Genomic DNA, 14752 nt, shown 5'->3' on the forward strand with positions numbered 1-14752 from the left:
CTGGATTTTCGGTGGCCTTGCGGGCCTACATCAATCAATCACGAAACAACCAAGGCTGGCTGGCCCGATGCTTGGCCTCGAACGTCGCAATCGCCTCACCGTCCTGCAAGGTCAGGCCGATATCGTCCAACCCATTCAACAGGCAATGCTTGCGAAACTCGTCGATCTCGAAGCTGTAGACCTTGCCGCTCGGGCTGGTCACGCTCTGGGTCGCCAGGTCCACGGTCAACTGGTAACCCGGCGCGGCCTCGACTTCCTGGAACAACTCATCCACTTGCTCATCGCTGAGGATGATCGGCAATAAGCCGTTCTTGAAGCTGTTGTTGAAGAAGATATCCGCATAGCTCGGCGCGATCACCGCGCGAAAGCCGTACTCGTCCAACGCCCAGGGCGCATGCTCGCGGCTGGAACCGCAACCGAAGTTCTCCCGCGCCAGCAGCACGCTGGCACCTTGGTAGCGCTGGTGATTGAGCACGAAATCCTTGTTCAGCGGACGCTTGGAGTTGTCCTGGTAAGGCTGGCCCACATCCAGGTAGCGCCATTCGTCGAACAGGTTCGGGCCAAAGCCGGTGCGCTTGATCGACTTCAAGAACTGCTTGGGAATGATCTGGTCGGTGTCGACGTTGGCACGATCCAACGGAGCGACCAGACCGGTGTGTCGAGTGAAGGCTTTCATGCTGCGTTCCCCTGGATCAATTCACGAACGTCGACGAATCGGCCGACGACGGCGGCTGCGGCGGCCATGGCCGGGCTGACCAGGTGGGTACGCCCACCGGCGCCCTGGCGGCCCTCGAAGTTGCGGTTGGAGGTCGATGCGCAGTGCTCGCCCGACTCCAGCCGGTCCGGGTTCATCGCCAGGCACATGGAGCAGCCCGGCTCACGCCATTCGAAGCCCGCCTCGAGGAAAATCTTGTCCAGACCCTCGCGCTCGGCCTGCGCCTTGACCAGGCCAGAGCCTGGCACGACGATGGCCTGCTTGATGGTCGAGGCCACCTTGCGGCCCTTGGCGATCACCGCAGCGGCGCGCAGGTCTTCGATGCGAGAATTGGTGCACGAGCCGATGAATACGCGGTCGAGCTGAATGTCGGTGATCGCCTGGTTGGCGGTCAGGCCCATGTATTTCAGGGCACGCTCGATGGAGCCGCGCTTGACCAGATCCGACTCGCGCGCCGGGTCCGGCACGTTCTGGTCAACGGCCAGGACCATTTCCGGTGAGGTTCCCCAACTGACCTGCGGCTTGATCTGCGCCGCATCCAGGCGTACCACGGTGTCAAAGTGGGCATCGGCGTCGGACACCAGCCCTTTCCACGACTCCACCGCCTTGTCCCAATCGGCGCCACTGGGCGCGAACGGCCGGCCCTTGACGTAGGCGACGGTCTTTTCATCGGCAGCCACCAGGCCCACGCGGGCGCCGGCCTCGATGGACATGTTGCAGATGGTCATGCGGCCTTCAACCGACAGATCGCGAATGGCGCTGCCGGCAAACTCGATGGCATGGCCATTGCCGCCGGCGGTGCCTATCTTGCCGATCACGGCCAGCACGATGTCCTTGGCGGTCACGCCAAACGGCAAGGTGCCTTCGACCAACACCTGCATGTTCTTCATCTTCTTGGCCACCAGGCACTGCGTGGCGAGCACGTGCTCGACCTCCGAGGTACCGATGCCATGGGCCAGGGCACCGAATGCGCCATGGGTCGAAGTGTGCGAATCGCCGCAGACCACGGTCATGCCGGGCAAGGTCGCGCCCTGCTCCGGACCGATCACGTGGACTATGCCCTGGCGTACGTCGTTCATCTTGAATTCGGTGATGCCGTACTCATCGCAGTTGTCGTCCAGGGTCTGCACCTGCAGACGCGACACCTGGTCGGCAATCGCGTCAATGCCGCCCTTGCGTTCCGGGGTGGTCGGTACGTTGTGGTCGGGGGTGGCAATGTTGGCGTCGATGCGCCACGGTTTACGGCCGGCCAGGCGCAAGCCCTCGAACGCTTGGGGCGAGGTCACTTCATGGATGATGTGACGGTCAATGTAGATCAGCGCCGAGCCATCGTCGCGCTGCTTGACCAAGTGCGAATCCCAGAGCTTGTCGTAGAGCGTTTTGCCGGCCATCAGACGTTTCCTCATCAGTCTTGCTGTCTTTTCTATGCCAATAACCGCTTGGCTTGTAGGGGTGATGCTATGAGGTTATCTTGAATAACTCAAATTCATAATTTTCATACTTTGGATAACCAAAAGGAATCAGCGCATGGACCTGGCCAGTCTCAATGCATTTATAGCCATCGCCGAAGTGGGCAGTTTTTCCAGGGCCGGGGATCGCCTGCACCTGACTCAGCCGGCAATCAGCAAACGTATCGCCGGGCTGGAATCGCAGTTGGGCGTGCGCTTGTTCGATCGCCTGGGCCGTGAAGTCAATCTGACCGAAGCCGGCCGGGCCCTGCTGCCGCGCGCCTACCAGATTCTCGATGTGCTGGAAGACACCCGCCGCGCCTTGACCAACTTGAGCGGCGACGTGACAGGCCGCTTGACCCTTGCCACCAGCCACCACATCGGTCTGCACCGATTGCCCTCGCTGCTGCGCACCTACACGCGGATGTACCCCAAGGTTGCCCTGGACATCCAGTTTCTCGACTCGGAAGTGGCCTATGAAGAGATCCTGCACGGGCGCGCAGAGCTGGCGGTAATCACCCTGGCGCCCGAGCCGCATCACCTGGTGCGCTCGGTACCGGTGTGGCACGACCCGCTGGATTTCGTCGCCGCCCCCGAGCACCCACTGGCCCTGCAGGCGCAGGTGAAGCTCAGCGATATCGCCGAACATCCGGCGGTGTTTCCGGGCGGCAATACCTTCACCCACCACATCGTCAGCCGCCTGTTCGAGGCGCAAGGCCTGAGCCCGAACATCGCCATGAGTACCAACTACCTGGAAACCATCAAGATGATGGTGTCGATAGGCCTGGCGTGGAGCGTGCTGCCGCGCACCATGCTTGACGAGCAGGTGGCACGCTTCCAACTACCCGGCGTGCAGCTGAGCCGCCAGCTAGGCTACATCCTGCACACCGAACGGACCCTGTCGAATGCGGCGCGGGCGTTCATGGCGCTGCTCGACGACCAGGCCGGCACATTGGCTGCGGCTGAATCAGAGCTGGGGGCCGAGCAATAGGCGGCCGCTGCTGATCAAGGTGGCATAGCCGCCGATCTTCACCCGCCCGCCTTCCATCCGGCAAAACAGCTCGCCACCACGGGCCGAGCATTGATAAGCGGTGAGGCTGGTCTTGACCAGACGCCTCGACCAGTACGGGATGAGGCTGCAATGGGTGGAACCGGTGACCGCGTCTTCGTCGATGCCGATGGCAGGGGCGAAGTAGCGCGAAACGAAGTCCTGATGGTCGCCCCGGGCGGTAATGATCACCCCAGGCCACGGCAAGCGTGCCAGGGCCGCCATGTTCGGACGACATTGGCGCACCGCCTGCTCCGACTCCAGTAGGACGAACAGCGATGCCGCCGCCATTACATCGACCGCTTCGCAACCCAAGGCACGTTCCACCTCCAGGGTCAGGCCCAACTGCTCCTCGGGCATCATCGCCGGGAAGTCGAGCCACAGGCGGTCGCCCTCGCGGCTGACGGTCAGGTTGCCCGAACGGCTGGCGAACGACAGGCTCGACGCTGTCTCCCCATAGACATGAAACAGCACGTAGGCGCTGGCCAGGGTGGCATGGCCACACAAAGGGACCTCGGTGCGCGGGGTGAACCAGCGGATGTGCCAGCCCTGAGCCTCGCGAACCATGAACGCGGTCTCCGCCAGGTTGTGCTCGGCGGCGATCTTCTGCATCAGCTCATCGGCCAGCCAGCTATCGAGGCGGTAGACCATCGCCGGGTTGCCAGCAAAGGGATGTTGGGTAAACGCATCGACCTGATGGAAATCCAGTTGCATGGCAATCCTCGCTGTTGCGGAAAGGGGGTGGTGGCCAAGCCGTCTGGCTATCGGCGTTCGACTGGTCAAGTCGATGAATAATTTCCTTGGTTCATCAGGCGCGGCCGATATCGGCGAAGCGTCCCTGGGTATGCTCGGCCAGCAAGTGCGGCGCCAGCTCGACTTCCAGCCCGCGCCGACCGGCGCTGACGAACATGCTGGGCAATGCCTCGGCGGTTTGATCGATGAAGGTCCGCAAACGCTTCTTCTGCCCCAGCGGGCTGATCCCGCCCAGCAGATACCCCGTGGCCCGCTGCGCCGCCTGCGGATCGGCCATCTCGCACTTCTTCACGCCCGCGGCCTGTGCCAGCGCCTTGAGATCCAACGTGCCGGTCACGGGCACCACCGCCACCAGCAGCTCGCTCCTTTCAGTCGCCGCAAGCAGCGTCTTGAATACCTGCGCGGCGGCCAGACCGAGCTTTTCCACCGCTTCCAGCCCATACGAAGCCGCCTTGGGATCATGTTCATAGGCATGCACCCGATGCTCGGCGCGGTGCTTCTTCAAGAGGTCCAGGGCGGGTGTCATGCAGGGACTCCAGACAAATAAAAAACATGCCCGGCATTAGGACACAGGCAGGCAAGCCACGCCAACCGTGGCTTTGCTGGAAATGCGCGGAAAAGTTCGCACACAGTGAACGAACTCGTTCGCTTTCGACCTTTGACAGCGGCGTTTCTTGTCTATATTTTTTCGTTTGTGAAGATAGGCACGATAGTACAATGTGCAAGAAGGCTGTACTCCGGCGTGCGATGGGGATCGCACGACGGCAGATTCCAGGCGCCGAAAACCGCGTCAGACAAAAAAAACAATTGGGGTAATACACGATGACCGCACAGCAACAACCGACCCTGTCGGGCCAGTGCACGGCCGAGTTTCTCGGCACCGCACTGCTTATCTTCTTCGGCACAGGCTGCGTCGCGGCGCTCAAGGTCGCAGGTGCCAGCCTGGGGCTCTGGGAGATCAGCATCATCTGGGGCGTCGGCGTGAGCATGGCGATCTACCTCACGGCCGGCGTGTCCGGGGCCCATCTGAACCCGGCAGTCAGCATCGCCCTGTGCCTGTTCGGCGGCTTCGAGAAACGCAAACTGCCTTTCTACATTCTGGCTCAAGTAGCCGGCGCGTTCTGCTCCGCGGCGCTGGTCTACACTCTGTACAGCAGCCTGTTCTTCGATTACGAACAGACCCACGGCATCGTCAGGGGTACGCAAGCGAGCCTTGAAACGGCCAGTATCTTCTCCACCTACCCCCATGCGGCGCTTTCCGTCGGTCAGGCCTTCCTGGTCGAGATGGTCATCACCGCCATCCTGATGGCTGTGATCATGGCTCTGGGCGACGAGCACAACGGTCTTCCGCGCGGGGCCATGGCGCCCCTGCTGGTGGGCTTGCTGATCGCCGTGATCGGCAGTGCCATGGGCCCGCTGACCGGCTTTGCCATGAACCCGGCCAGGGATTTCGGTCCAAAGCTGATGACGTTCATCGCCGGGTGGGGTGAAATAGCCTTCACCGGTGGCCGCACGATTCCCTATTTCATCGTTCCCATCGTGGCGCCGATCGTAGGTGCCTGCCTGGGCGCCGGCGCCTACCGGGTACTGATCGCACGCCATTTGCCAAGCTCGGCCAGCGAGTCGGCCGAAGCGTCCGCAGCGAAGGTGCAGGCCTCCTGAGCCTGCGCAAACACCACATTCCGCATTTATTGCACACTTGCGCAAGGCCATCGACATGACCGATACCGACAACAAGAACTACATCATTGCCCTGGACCAGGGCACCACCAGCTCCCGGGCCATCATTTTCGACCGCGACGCCAATGTCGTCGGCACCTCGCAGCGCGAATTCGTCCAGCACTATCCTCAGGCCGGCTGGGTCGAGCACGACCCGATGGAGATCTTCGCCACCCAGAGCGCGACCATGGTCGAAGCCCTGGCCCAGGCTGGCCTGAGCCACGCCCAGGTGGCGGCGATCGGCATCACCAACCAGCGTGAAACCACCGTGGTGTGGGACAAGAACAGCGGCCGCCCCATCTACAACGCCGTGGTATGGCAGTGCCGACGCAGCACCGAGATCTGCCAGCAGCTCAAGCGCGATGGCCTGGAAGACTACATCAAGCAGACCACCGGCCTGGTGGTCGACCCGTACTTTTCCGGCACCAAGCTCAAGTGGATCCTCGACAACGTCGAAGGCAGCCGCGAGCGCGCACGCAACGGCGAACTGCTGTTCGGCACCGTCGATAGCTGGCTGATCTGGAAATTCACCGGCGGCAAGGTGCACGTCACCGACTACACCAACGCCTCGCGCACCATGCTCTTCAACATCCACACTTTGGAGTGGGACGAGAAGATGCTGCAGACCCTGGACATCCCGCGCGAGATGCTTCCAGAGGTCAAGTCGTCGTCGGAAATTTACGGCCATACCAAGAGCGGCATCGCCATTGCCGGGATCGCCGGCGATCAGCAAGCCGCCTTGTTCGGCCAGATGTGCGTCGAGCCTGGTCAGGCCAAGAACACCTATGGCACCGGTTGCTTCCTGCTGATGAACACCGGCAAGAAGGCCGTGACGTCGCAGCACGGCATGCTCACCACCATCGGCTGCGGCCCGCGTGGCGAAGTGGCCTATGCCCTGGAAGGTGCCGTGTTCAACGGTGGCTCGACCGTGCAGTGGCTGCGTGACGAACTGAAGATCGTCAACGACGCCTACGACACCGAATATTTCGCCAGCAAGGTGAAGAACACCAACGGTGTCTATCTGGTCCCGGCATTCACCGGCCTGGGCGCGCCCTACTGGGACCCCTATGCCCGTGGCGCGCTGTTCGGCCTGACCCGCGGCGTGCGCGTCGACCACATCATTCGCGCGGCGCTTGAGTCGATTGCCTACCAGACCCGCGACGTGCTCGACGCCATGCAACAGGATTCCGGCGAGCGCCTGAGCGCCCTGCGCGTGGATGGCGGCGCGGTGGCCAACAACTTCCTCATGCAGTTCCAGGCCGACATTCTCGGCACACCGGTGGAGCGTCCGCAGATGCGCGAAACCACGGCGCTGGGCGCTGCCTACCTGGCGGGTCTGGCGTGCGGCTTCTGGAGCAGCCTGGATGAATTGCGCGGCAAGGCCGTGATCGAACGCACCTTCGAGCCTCTGCTCGACGAAACCGGCAAGGAAAAGCTCTACGCCGGCTGGAAGAAGGCCGTCGAACGCACCCGTGACTGGGAACCGCACGAAGAGCAGTGATCAGGTAAGCGCACGGGCCGGGCAATTCCGGCCTGTGCAATTGCAGTCCATGGAATCACTTCTGGCGATGGGGCCGGTTCCTGCGGCATCATGCATGCTTTTGCATGGCAGCCAAAGGAAGCCCCATGAACCTGCCTCCCCGCCAACAGCAGATCCTCGAACTGGTACGCGAACGCGGCTATGTCAGCATCGAGGAAATGGCCCAACTGTTCGTCGTCACGCCGCAAACCATCCGGCGTGACATCAACCAGCTGGCCGAGGTCAACCTGCTGCGCCGTTACCACGGTGGCGCCGCCTATGATTCAAGCATCGAGAACACGGCCTACGCCATGCGTGCCGACCAGATGCGCGACGAAAAGCAGCGCATCGCCGAGGCGATCGCCGCCCAGATCCCCGACCACGCCTCGCTGTTCATCAACATCGGCACCACCACCGAATCCATCGCCCGCGCCCTGCTCAACCACAGCCACCTGAAGATCATCACCAACAACCTGCACGTGGCCTCGATCCTCAGTGGCAAGGACGACTTCGATGTGCTGCTGGCCGGCGGCAACGTACGTCGTGACGGCGGTGTGGTGGGCCAGGCCAGTATCGACTTCATCACCCAGTTCAAGGTCGACTTCGCCCTGGTCGGTATCAGCGGCATCGACGAAGACGGCAGCCTGCTGGACTTCGACTATCAAGAGGTTCGCGTCAGCCAGGCGATCATCGCCAATGCGCGCCAGGTCATTCTGGCCGCAGACTCGAGCAAGTTCGGCCGCAATGCCATGGTCCGCCTGGGCCCGATCAGCCTGATCGACTGCCTGGTCACCGATCAGCCACCCGTGCCCGCCTTGCTGCAATTGCTGCAACAACACAAGATCCGCCTCGAGATCGTCTGACCCTGTGGCAGCGGCGCAAGCCGCCCTGCCTTGCACCCCCCCCCGCCTGGCAACGCCAACGTTATGCCGCATTAGCGTCATATGTTCGTATTTCTTCGCTTTGGTCGCCTTCGATCAACAATTTCAATCATCTTCGACTGGCTAACCCCTTCGTATTGGGCTAGTATTTTCGGAATTGAACATTGATGTTCGAATTCAAAGCACTCATTCGAACGCTCCTTGATAAACGCAGGAGGCTGCCATGCCCCATTCGACCTTGCCCCGCCAACCGCTGGCTGAAATCTACGACGTCGCCGTGATCGGTGGTGGCATCAATGGCGTGGGGATTGCCGCCGACGCTGCCGGGCGTGGGCTTTCCGTGTTTCTCTGCGAGAAGGATGACCTGGCCAGCCACACTTCGTCGGCCAGCAGCAAGCTGATCCACGGCGGCCTGCGTTATCTGGAACATCACGAATTCCGTCTGGTCCGTGAGGCCTTGGCCGAGCGCGAGGTGCTGCTGGCCAAGGCCCCGCACATCGTCAAGCCGATGCGTTTTGTCCTGCCGCACCGGCCCCATCTGCGCCCTGCCTGGATGATCCGCGCCGGGCTGTTTCTCTATGACAACCTGGGCAAGCGCGAAAAGCTGCCAGGCTCGCGCAGCCTGCGTTTTGGCGCCGACAGTGCGTTGAAGCCGGAAATCACCCGCGGTTTCGAATATTCCGACTGCTGGGTCGACGATGCCCGTCTGGTGGTACTCAACGCCATGGCAGCGCGGGAAAAAGGCGCGCACATCCACACGCGCACCCGCTGTGTCGACGCGAAGCGTGTAGATGGTATGTGGCAGGTCAATCTGCAGCGCGAGGACGGCAGCACGTTCACCCTGAAGGCGCGCGCACTGGTCAACGCCGCCGGGCCCTGGGTAGCGAAGTTCATTCGTGACGACCTGCAGTTGCAGTCCCCATATGGCATCCGCCTGATCCAGGGCAGCCACCTGATCGTGCCACGCCTGTACGAAGGCGAGCAGGCGCACATCCTGCAGAACGAAGACCAGCGCATCGTGTTCACCATCCCGTACCTGGATCGCTTCACCATTCTGGGCACTACCGACCGGGAATACACAGGCGACCCGTCCAAGGTGGAGATCACCGACGCCGAGGCCGACTACATCCTCAAGGTGGTGAACGCCCACTTCAAGAAGCAGGTCAGCCGCAGCGACGTGGTACGCACGTATTCCGGTGTTCGCCCACTGTGCAACGACGAATCGGACAATCCATCGGCCATTACCCGCGACTACACCCTGTCGCTCAGCGGCGGCCAGGGCGAGGCGCCAATCCTTTCGGTGTTCGGCGGCAAGTTGACCACGTACCGCAAACTGGCCGAGTCGGCCATGGCCCAGTTGAAGCCATTTTTCGCGCAGATGCGTGGTAGCTGGACGGCGACCAGTGCCCTGCCCGGCGGCGAAGACATGACCACACCGCAGGTCCTGGCGCAGGATATGCGGGTGAAAGCCCCCTGGCTGCCAAACGGTCTGGCCGAGCGTTGGGCGGTCAGCTACGGCAGCCGCAGCTGGCGCTTGATCGAAGGTGCACAGTCGGTGGCCGATCTGGGCGAGGAACTGGGCACGGGGCTGTTCAGCCGCGAAGTCGATTATCTGTACGAGCAGGAATGGGCCACTCGCAGCGACGACGTGTTGTGGCGTCGCAGCAAGCTGGGGCTGTTCGTCGACGAGGCGGCCTCGGCTCGCCTGGATGCGTACCTGGCGAAAGTCGACGCCAGCCGGGCCAACACCCAAGCGGCTTGAGCGCTGTCAGCAACGAAAAACGCCCCGTAAGGGGCGTTTTGCATGGCGCGCGGCGGGCCCAGAGGACTCAGCGCCGGGGACGCTGCCGAGGCCGGTGGTTGTCGGCCGGAATGGGCACAGGCTGTGGTGGCGGCGGCACCAGCCCCAGTGCGACAGCCAGATCATGGAGCCAGTTGTACAAGTTACCGTTCATATCGCCCCCCTTCAGGGAAAAGCCCGAACGACGGTCATGGTCCGTCGCTTGTATTCGATCATAGCGCTAAGCGACGTAGGATGCATTCACGCACTTGTGTCGAAAAGTCGCAGTCCTACGTATTGATCATCTGACAGACAAGTAATTCATTACCTTATCCACGTTCTCAACCGTCGGCGCACCCACTGTTCGGCGCTGACCAAGGTAATGCCCAGCAGCACGAGCAGCGCGCCCAGGATGAAATTCACGCTCAGCGGTTCACCCAGCAACAGCACACCGAACGTTACGCCGAACACCGGGGTCATGAACGAGAACACGGCCAGGTTTGACGCCAGGTAGCGGCGCAGCAGCCAAAACCAGATCAGGAAGCTGGCGAAAGACACCACCACCCCCTGGAACAGTACGCTGGCAATGCCGACCGGGGTAAAGCTGACCTGAGTGAACTGGCCCGTAGCCAGAGCGATGATCAACAACCCGACCACGCAGACGATCAACTGATAGAACAGCGTCAGCGTAACGGGTGCTTCGGAGAGTCGCGAGGTGCGCACCACCACCGTGGTCGCGCCCCAGCACAAGCCCGCCATCAAGCCCAGCGCATCACCCAGCAGCATGCGCCGGTCCAGATGTTGCCAGGAAATTCCACCGGCAAAAGCGAAGGCGATACCGCTGAACGCCAAGGCGATGCCGAGCCATTGCAGGGGCCGCAGGCGCTCTGCGGGTAGCAGCGCATGCAGGCCAAGCGCAGTGAAGACCGGGGCGGTGTAGAGAAACACCGACATATGCGCGGCCGAGGTCAATTTCAGACCCTCGGCAATGAACAAGAACTCCAGACCGAACAGCGAACCGGCCAGCAGCCCGGCCCGCCAGGTGTAGGGCATGTGCGCCCAGCCCCCGCGCCAGCACATCAGTGCGGCCACCAGGACCGCGGAAATGCCCGAGCGCATGGCCGCCTGCATCACCGGGGCGATATCAGGCGCGGCCCATTTTATGGTGACTTGCTGGATACCCCAGATCAGGCACAACCCGAGCATGACCTTGAGTGCGAACCCATCGGGTTGACGGCGTTCGATGCTCATCGACGAATTGACCACGACATGACGATGCCTTCAGGCAAAGAGGAAGCGCCAGTGTAACAAGCCACGCGTCACAAGACTTTCGCGGCCACTGATCGTTCCTAAATCGGCACACCGCCCCCCCCCCTGTAGGAGCGGTCACCGGCCGCGAAGGGCCTGATGCGATTCACCTGACACACCGCGTCGCCTGCTTCGCGGCCACTGACCGCTCCCACATACGCACACCGCATCACCCCCCTGTAGGAGCGGTCATCGGCCGCGAAGGGAGCAACACGGTTTCAACCCATACCTAAGGCTCAAACAATCTGCGGTTTACTGGCCAACTCGTCGAAGGTAGCCGGATCCAGCGCATCGTCCTGCTCGTCGAGCACTTCCAGCCCGTGATCGTTGTCGGGGATGCTGCTGTCGAGCAGGCTCAGCAGGCTGGAGCCACGCAGCGTCAACTGGAAATTGCGGCCCGTGCCACCTTCGCTGTCGGGACGCTGCTCGATGAACCCGCGCGCCAACAACAGTTTTTCATAGTCGCTCGCCTGGGTTTGCAGCTGGTCGACGGCAGCAGGCGTGTCGCCCTGCGCGGCGGTTGCATCGGCGTGGTCCTGGGCATAGCGGTGCGCAGTGAAATCCTGATTGGCGCCGTTCTGCACTTCGTGCAAAAGCCGCTCGATCAACTGCCAGTCGTAAGTGGTCATCCGGAAGAACCTCCAACACATGAGTGAAAGGGCTTGCCAGGCATGGGACCGGGTGGGTGCGGGGGAGTTGCGCGAAGACGGCTTTGCGGGGTGTTTTGGCAGGTCTGGCCTCCGGGGGGGGGGAGGCCGACCTGACTGGCGCAGGTTACTCGCTGACAGCCGGCTTGCGACGCTTGAGCGGCGCCAGCCCGTCCTGGCTTACCAGCGCCGGTGCATCGGCCTTGGGACGGTTGACGCTCTTGCGCTTGGTCGGGCCCTTGGCAACGCTTTTCTTGTCGCCCTTCTTGTCCTTGTCGGTCTTTTTCTTCTTCACGCCGACCGCCTTGCCCGACGCCTTGACCTTCTTCGGTCCGCCGTAGGTCCCCTTGACCTCCTTGATCACGCGGCGCTCGAAGGTCTGCTTGAGGTAGCGCTCGATGCTGGACATCAGGTTCCAGTCACCGTGGCAGATCAGGGAAATCGCCAGGCCCTCGTTGCCAGCGCGGCCAGTACGGCCAATGCGGTGCACGTAGTCATCGCCGCTGCGTGGCATGTCGAAGTTGACCACCAGATCCAGGCCGTCGACATCCAGGCCGCGGGCCGCTACGTCGGTGGCCACGAGGATCTTCACGCCGCCCTGCTTGAGGCGATCGATGGCCAGCTTGCGGTCCTTCTGGTCCTTGTCGCCGTGCAGCACGAACGCCTTGTATTCCTGCGCCACCAGACGCCCGTAGATACGGTCGGCCATGGCCCGGGTGTTGGTGAAAACGATTGCCTTCTGGTACGTCTCGTTGGCCAGCAGCCAGTTCAGGATCTGCTCTTTGTGCACATTGTGGTCGGCGGTGACGATCTGCTGGCGAGTGCCTTCGGCCAGTTGGCTGACGTTGTTGATCAGCAGATGCTCGGGGTCCTTCAACACCTTGCCGATCATGTCACGCAGCCCGGCACCGCCGGTGGTGGCCGAAAACAGCAGGGTCTGTTCACGCTGGCCGCACTCGTCGCTCAGGCGCGTCACGTCTTCGGAGAAGCCCATGTCGAGCATGCGATCGGCTTCGTCGAGCACCAGCACCTCGACCTTCTTGAGGTCCAGGTTGCCGGCGTTGAGCTGCTCCAGCAGGCGGCCAGGGGTGCCGATAAGGATATCCGGGACCTTGCGCAGCATGGCGGCCTGCACCTTGAAGTCTTCACCGCCGGTGATCAGGCCCGCCTTGATGAAGGTGAACTGGCTGAAACGCTCCACTTCCTTCAAGGTTTGCTGGGCCAGTTCGCGGGTGGGCAACAGGATCACCACGCGAATGTCGACGCGCACCTTGGCCGGGCCCATCAGGCGGTTGAGAATCGGCAGGACGAATGCGGCAGTCTTGCCGCTGCCGGTTTGCGCCGTCACCCGCAGGTCGCGCCCTTGCAATGCCAGGGGAATGGCGGCCAGCTGCACCGGCGTCGGCTCGACAAATTTCAGCTCGGCGACGGCTTTGAGCAGGCGTTCATGCAGGGCGAATTGGGAAAACACGGGTGTTACCTCGACGGAGTACATAAATTCGACTGCATAGGGTACCGGTTTGCGCACGATTAGCCGAATTTCTTTACCCGTAAGTCGGTAAATTGCGTGCAAATCTTTCCAGGCGTGGCGATTGCCCCACTCGATGGGCTTTAATCCCCGCCCCTTTTCAATCCGGGAGCTGCACGCCACCCCATGAACATCGAATCGCTCTGGCACCAAACCGTCACGTTCATCACTGGCCTGGACGACCAGCCGGTCCTGCAGGCCGGTGTGTCACTGTTCCTGCTGCTGATCGCCGCCTTCGCCCTGGGCCGATTGGCGCGCTTCCTTACCCTGCACGCGGTCAAGCTGCTCAGTCGCCGACCGTCGCTGCACTGGCTCAACGACTTTCTGCACAACAAGGTCTTCCATCGCCTGGCGCAGATGACGCCGTCGCTGGTGGTGCAATTCAGCCTGGGGCTGATCCCGGTGCTGAGCGACAACAGCAAGCACGTCATCGGCAACATTGCGCTGGGCTTCACCATCCTGTTCCTGGTGCTGGCCCTGGGGGCCCTGCTCAATGCACTGATCGACATCTATGCGCGCACCGAACACGCCCGTACGCGCTCGATCAAGGGCTACGTGCAACTGGCCAAGATGATCCTGTACATCTTCGGTGCCATCATCATCGTAGCCACGTTGATCGACCGCTCGCCGCTGTTGCTGCTGTCCGGGCTGGGTGCCATGTCGGCCGTCATCCTGCTGGTCTACAAAGACACCCTGCTGTCGTTCGTGGCCAGCGTGCAGTTGACCAGCAACGACATGCTGCGCGTCGGCGACTGGATCGAGATGCCACAGGTGGGCGCCGACGGCGACGTCGTCGACATCACCCTGCACACGGTGAAGATCCAGAATTTCGACAAGACCATCGTCTCCATTCCCACCTGGCGGCTGATGAGCGAGTCGTTCAAGAACTGGCGCGGCATGCAGCAGTCCGGCGGCCGGCGCATCAAGCGCAGCCTGCACATCGACGCCAGCGGCATACGCTTTCTCGACGAACAGGAGCAAGTGCGCCTGACCCAGATTCGCCTGCTCAGTGGCTACGTCAGTAGCAAGCAGGCCGAACTCAAGGCGTGGAACGCGGCGCAGGGCGAGGTCGCGGAACTGTCCGCCAACCAGCGGCGCATGACCAACCTGGGGACTTTCCGCGCCTATGCGCTGGCGTACCTCAACGCCCACCCGGACATCCAGCCGAACATGACCTGCATGGTCCGCCAGATGGAAGCCACCGCCGAGGGCGTGCCGCTGGAAATCTACTGCTTCACGCGCACCACGGCCTGGGCCGAGTACGAGCGGATTCAGGGCGATATCTTCGATTACCTGCTGGCCGTGCTGCCGGAGTTTGGGTTGAGCGTTTACCAGAAGCCCAGCGGCGCCGATCTGCGCGGTGGGTTGGTGGCGGTGACCGGTCCGCACTGAAAGCAACTCCCTTC

At 62.2% G+C, this 14752-nt stretch carries 14 protein-coding genes; 6 read left to right on the forward strand and 8 right to left on the reverse strand.

Annotation, left to right across the window (positions count from 1 at the left end; genetic code table 11):
- Positions 1-34: 34 nt before the first annotated feature.
- Entirely contained in the window at positions 35-676 is a 642-nt protein-coding gene (gene leuD / locus IFT57_RS02670) for a 3-isopropylmalate dehydratase small subunit (RefSeq protein WP_122713206.1), read from the reverse strand.
- Positions 673-2106, reverse strand: a complete 1434-nt coding sequence (gene leuC / locus IFT57_RS02675) for a 3-isopropylmalate dehydratase large subunit (RefSeq protein ID WP_122713207.1) — start codon at positions 2104-2106, stop codon at positions 673-675. Before leuC ends, leuD begins: the two co-directional genes overlap by 4 nt.
- A 136-nt stretch (positions 2107-2242) precedes the next feature.
- Between leuC and IFT57_RS02680 the strand changes: the two genes are divergently transcribed.
- A complete protein-coding gene (locus tag IFT57_RS02680; protein WP_122801116.1) occupies positions 2243-3154 on the forward strand; it encodes a LysR family transcriptional regulator in 912 nt (303 codons plus the stop codon).
- On the opposite strand, the gene IFT57_RS02685 is transcribed toward IFT57_RS02680, so the two are convergent.
- Together IFT57_RS02685 and ybaK are read right to left on the reverse strand one after the other, a co-directional pair.
- The gene (locus IFT57_RS02685; protein WP_122797305.1) at positions 3131-3925 is read right to left on the reverse strand and encodes a PhzF family phenazine biosynthesis protein; all 795 of its coding nucleotides are present in this window, start codon (positions 3923-3925) and stop codon (positions 3131-3133) included. The genes IFT57_RS02680 and IFT57_RS02685 overlap by 24 nt on opposite strands.
- A gap of 94 nt (positions 3926-4019) precedes the next feature.
- Positions 4020-4490 (reverse strand): Cys-tRNA(Pro) deacylase, encoded by a 471-nt coding sequence (gene ybaK, locus IFT57_RS02690; RefSeq protein WP_122797304.1) that lies wholly within the window; start codon positions 4488-4490, stop codon positions 4020-4022.
- A 296-nt stretch (positions 4491-4786) separates the two neighbouring features.
- On the opposite strand from ybaK, the gene IFT57_RS02695 reads away from it, so the two are divergent.
- From IFT57_RS02695 to glpD, 4 genes are all read left to right on the forward strand, one after another.
- Positions 4787-5626, forward strand: coding sequence for an MIP/aquaporin family protein (locus IFT57_RS02695; protein ID WP_192150373.1), 840 nt, complete (start codon positions 4787-4789; stop codon positions 5624-5626).
- A gap of 55 nt (positions 5627-5681) precedes the next feature.
- Positions 5682-7184 (forward strand): glycerol kinase GlpK, encoded by a 1503-nt coding sequence (gene glpK / locus IFT57_RS02700; protein ID WP_122713609.1) that lies wholly within the window; start codon positions 5682-5684, stop codon positions 7182-7184.
- Positions 7185-7309: 125 nt separating this feature from the next.
- Positions 7310-8065 carry a DeoR/GlpR family transcriptional regulator gene (locus tag IFT57_RS02705; protein WP_043187404.1) on the forward strand — a complete coding sequence of 252 codons (756 nt, stop codon included), beginning with the start codon at positions 7310-7312 and terminating at the stop codon, positions 8063-8065.
- Positions 8066-8306: 241 nt separating this feature from the next.
- Positions 8307-9845 (forward strand): glycerol-3-phosphate dehydrogenase, encoded by a 1539-nt coding sequence (gene glpD / locus IFT57_RS02710; RefSeq protein WP_192150375.1) that lies wholly within the window; start codon positions 8307-8309, stop codon positions 9843-9845.
- 67 nt (positions 9846-9912) lie between these two features.
- On the opposite strand, the gene IFT57_RS27150 is transcribed toward glpD, so the two are convergent.
- The 4 genes from IFT57_RS27150 to IFT57_RS02725 form a co-directional block, all read right to left on the reverse strand.
- The gene (locus IFT57_RS27150; protein ID WP_286916280.1) at positions 9913-10038 is read right to left on the reverse strand and encodes a PA1414 family protein; all 126 of its coding nucleotides are present in this window, start codon (positions 10036-10038) and stop codon (positions 9913-9915) included.
- A 149-nt stretch (positions 10039-10187) separates the two neighbouring features.
- A complete protein-coding gene (locus IFT57_RS02715; RefSeq protein ID WP_192150377.1) occupies positions 10188-11114 on the reverse strand; it encodes a DMT family transporter in 927 nt (308 codons plus the stop codon).
- Positions 11115-11407: 293 nt separating this feature from the next.
- A complete protein-coding gene (locus tag IFT57_RS02720) occupies positions 11408-11800 on the reverse strand; it encodes a transcriptional regulator (protein ID WP_192150379.1) in 393 nt (130 codons plus the stop codon).
- Between the two features lie 145 nt (positions 11801-11945).
- Positions 11946-13289, reverse strand: coding sequence for a DEAD/DEAH box helicase (locus tag IFT57_RS02725; protein ID WP_163007604.1), 1344 nt, complete (start codon positions 13287-13289; stop codon positions 11946-11948).
- A 183-nt stretch (positions 13290-13472) separates the two neighbouring features.
- Here IFT57_RS02725 and IFT57_RS02730 point away from each other — a divergent pair, with 183 nt between their 5' ends.
- Positions 13473-14738 carry a mechanosensitive ion channel family protein gene (locus IFT57_RS02730; RefSeq protein WP_192150381.1) on the forward strand — a complete coding sequence of 422 codons (1266 nt, stop codon included), beginning with the start codon at positions 13473-13475 and terminating at the stop codon, positions 14736-14738.
- Positions 14739-14752 lie beyond the last annotated feature (14 nt).

Source organism: Pseudomonas sp. CFBP 13719 (assembly GCF_014842095.1).
Classification (GTDB): domain Bacteria; phylum Pseudomonadota; class Gammaproteobacteria; order Pseudomonadales; family Pseudomonadaceae; genus Aquipseudomonas.

Bases quoted from the DNA above. Each gene is read 5' to 3' on its own strand.
- glpD (WP_192150375.1), top strand. From the start codon at position 8,307: ATGCCCCATTCGACCTTGCCCCGCCAACCGCTGGCTGAAATCTACGAC.
- ybaK (WP_122797304.1), bottom strand. From the start codon at position 4,490: ATGACACCCGCCCTGGACCTCTTGAAGAAGCACCGCGCCGAGCATCGG.
- IFT57_RS02705 (WP_043187404.1), top strand. From the start codon at position 7,310: ATGAACCTGCCTCCCCGCCAACAGCAGATCCTCGAACTGGTACGCGAA.
- leuD (WP_122713206.1), bottom strand. From the start codon at position 676: ATGAAAGCCTTCACTCGACACACCGGTCTGGTCGCTCCGTTGGATCGT.
- leuC (WP_122713207.1), bottom strand. From the start codon at position 2,106: ATGGCCGGCAAAACGCTCTACGACAAGCTCTGGGATTCGCACTTGGTC.
- IFT57_RS02715 (WP_192150377.1), bottom strand. From the start codon at position 11,114: ATGAGCATCGAACGCCGTCAACCCGATGGGTTCGCACTCAAGGTCATG.
- IFT57_RS02720 (WP_192150379.1), bottom strand. From the start codon at position 11,800: ATGACCACTTACGACTGGCAGTTGATCGAGCGGCTTTTGCACGAAGTG.
- IFT57_RS02685 (WP_122797305.1), bottom strand. From the start codon at position 3,925: ATGCAACTGGATTTCCATCAGGTCGATGCGTTTACCCAACATCCCTTT.
- IFT57_RS02695 (WP_192150373.1), top strand. From the start codon at position 4,787: ATGACCGCACAGCAACAACCGACCCTGTCGGGCCAGTGCACGGCCGAG.
- IFT57_RS02730 (WP_192150381.1), top strand. From the start codon at position 13,473: ATGAACATCGAATCGCTCTGGCACCAAACCGTCACGTTCATCACTGGC.
- IFT57_RS27150 (WP_286916280.1), bottom strand. From the start codon at position 10,038: ATGAACGGTAACTTGTACAACTGGCTCCATGATCTGGCTGTCGCACTG.
- glpK (WP_122713609.1), top strand. From the start codon at position 5,682: ATGACCGATACCGACAACAAGAACTACATCATTGCCCTGGACCAGGGC.
- IFT57_RS02680 (WP_122801116.1), top strand. From the start codon at position 2,243: ATGGACCTGGCCAGTCTCAATGCATTTATAGCCATCGCCGAAGTGGGC.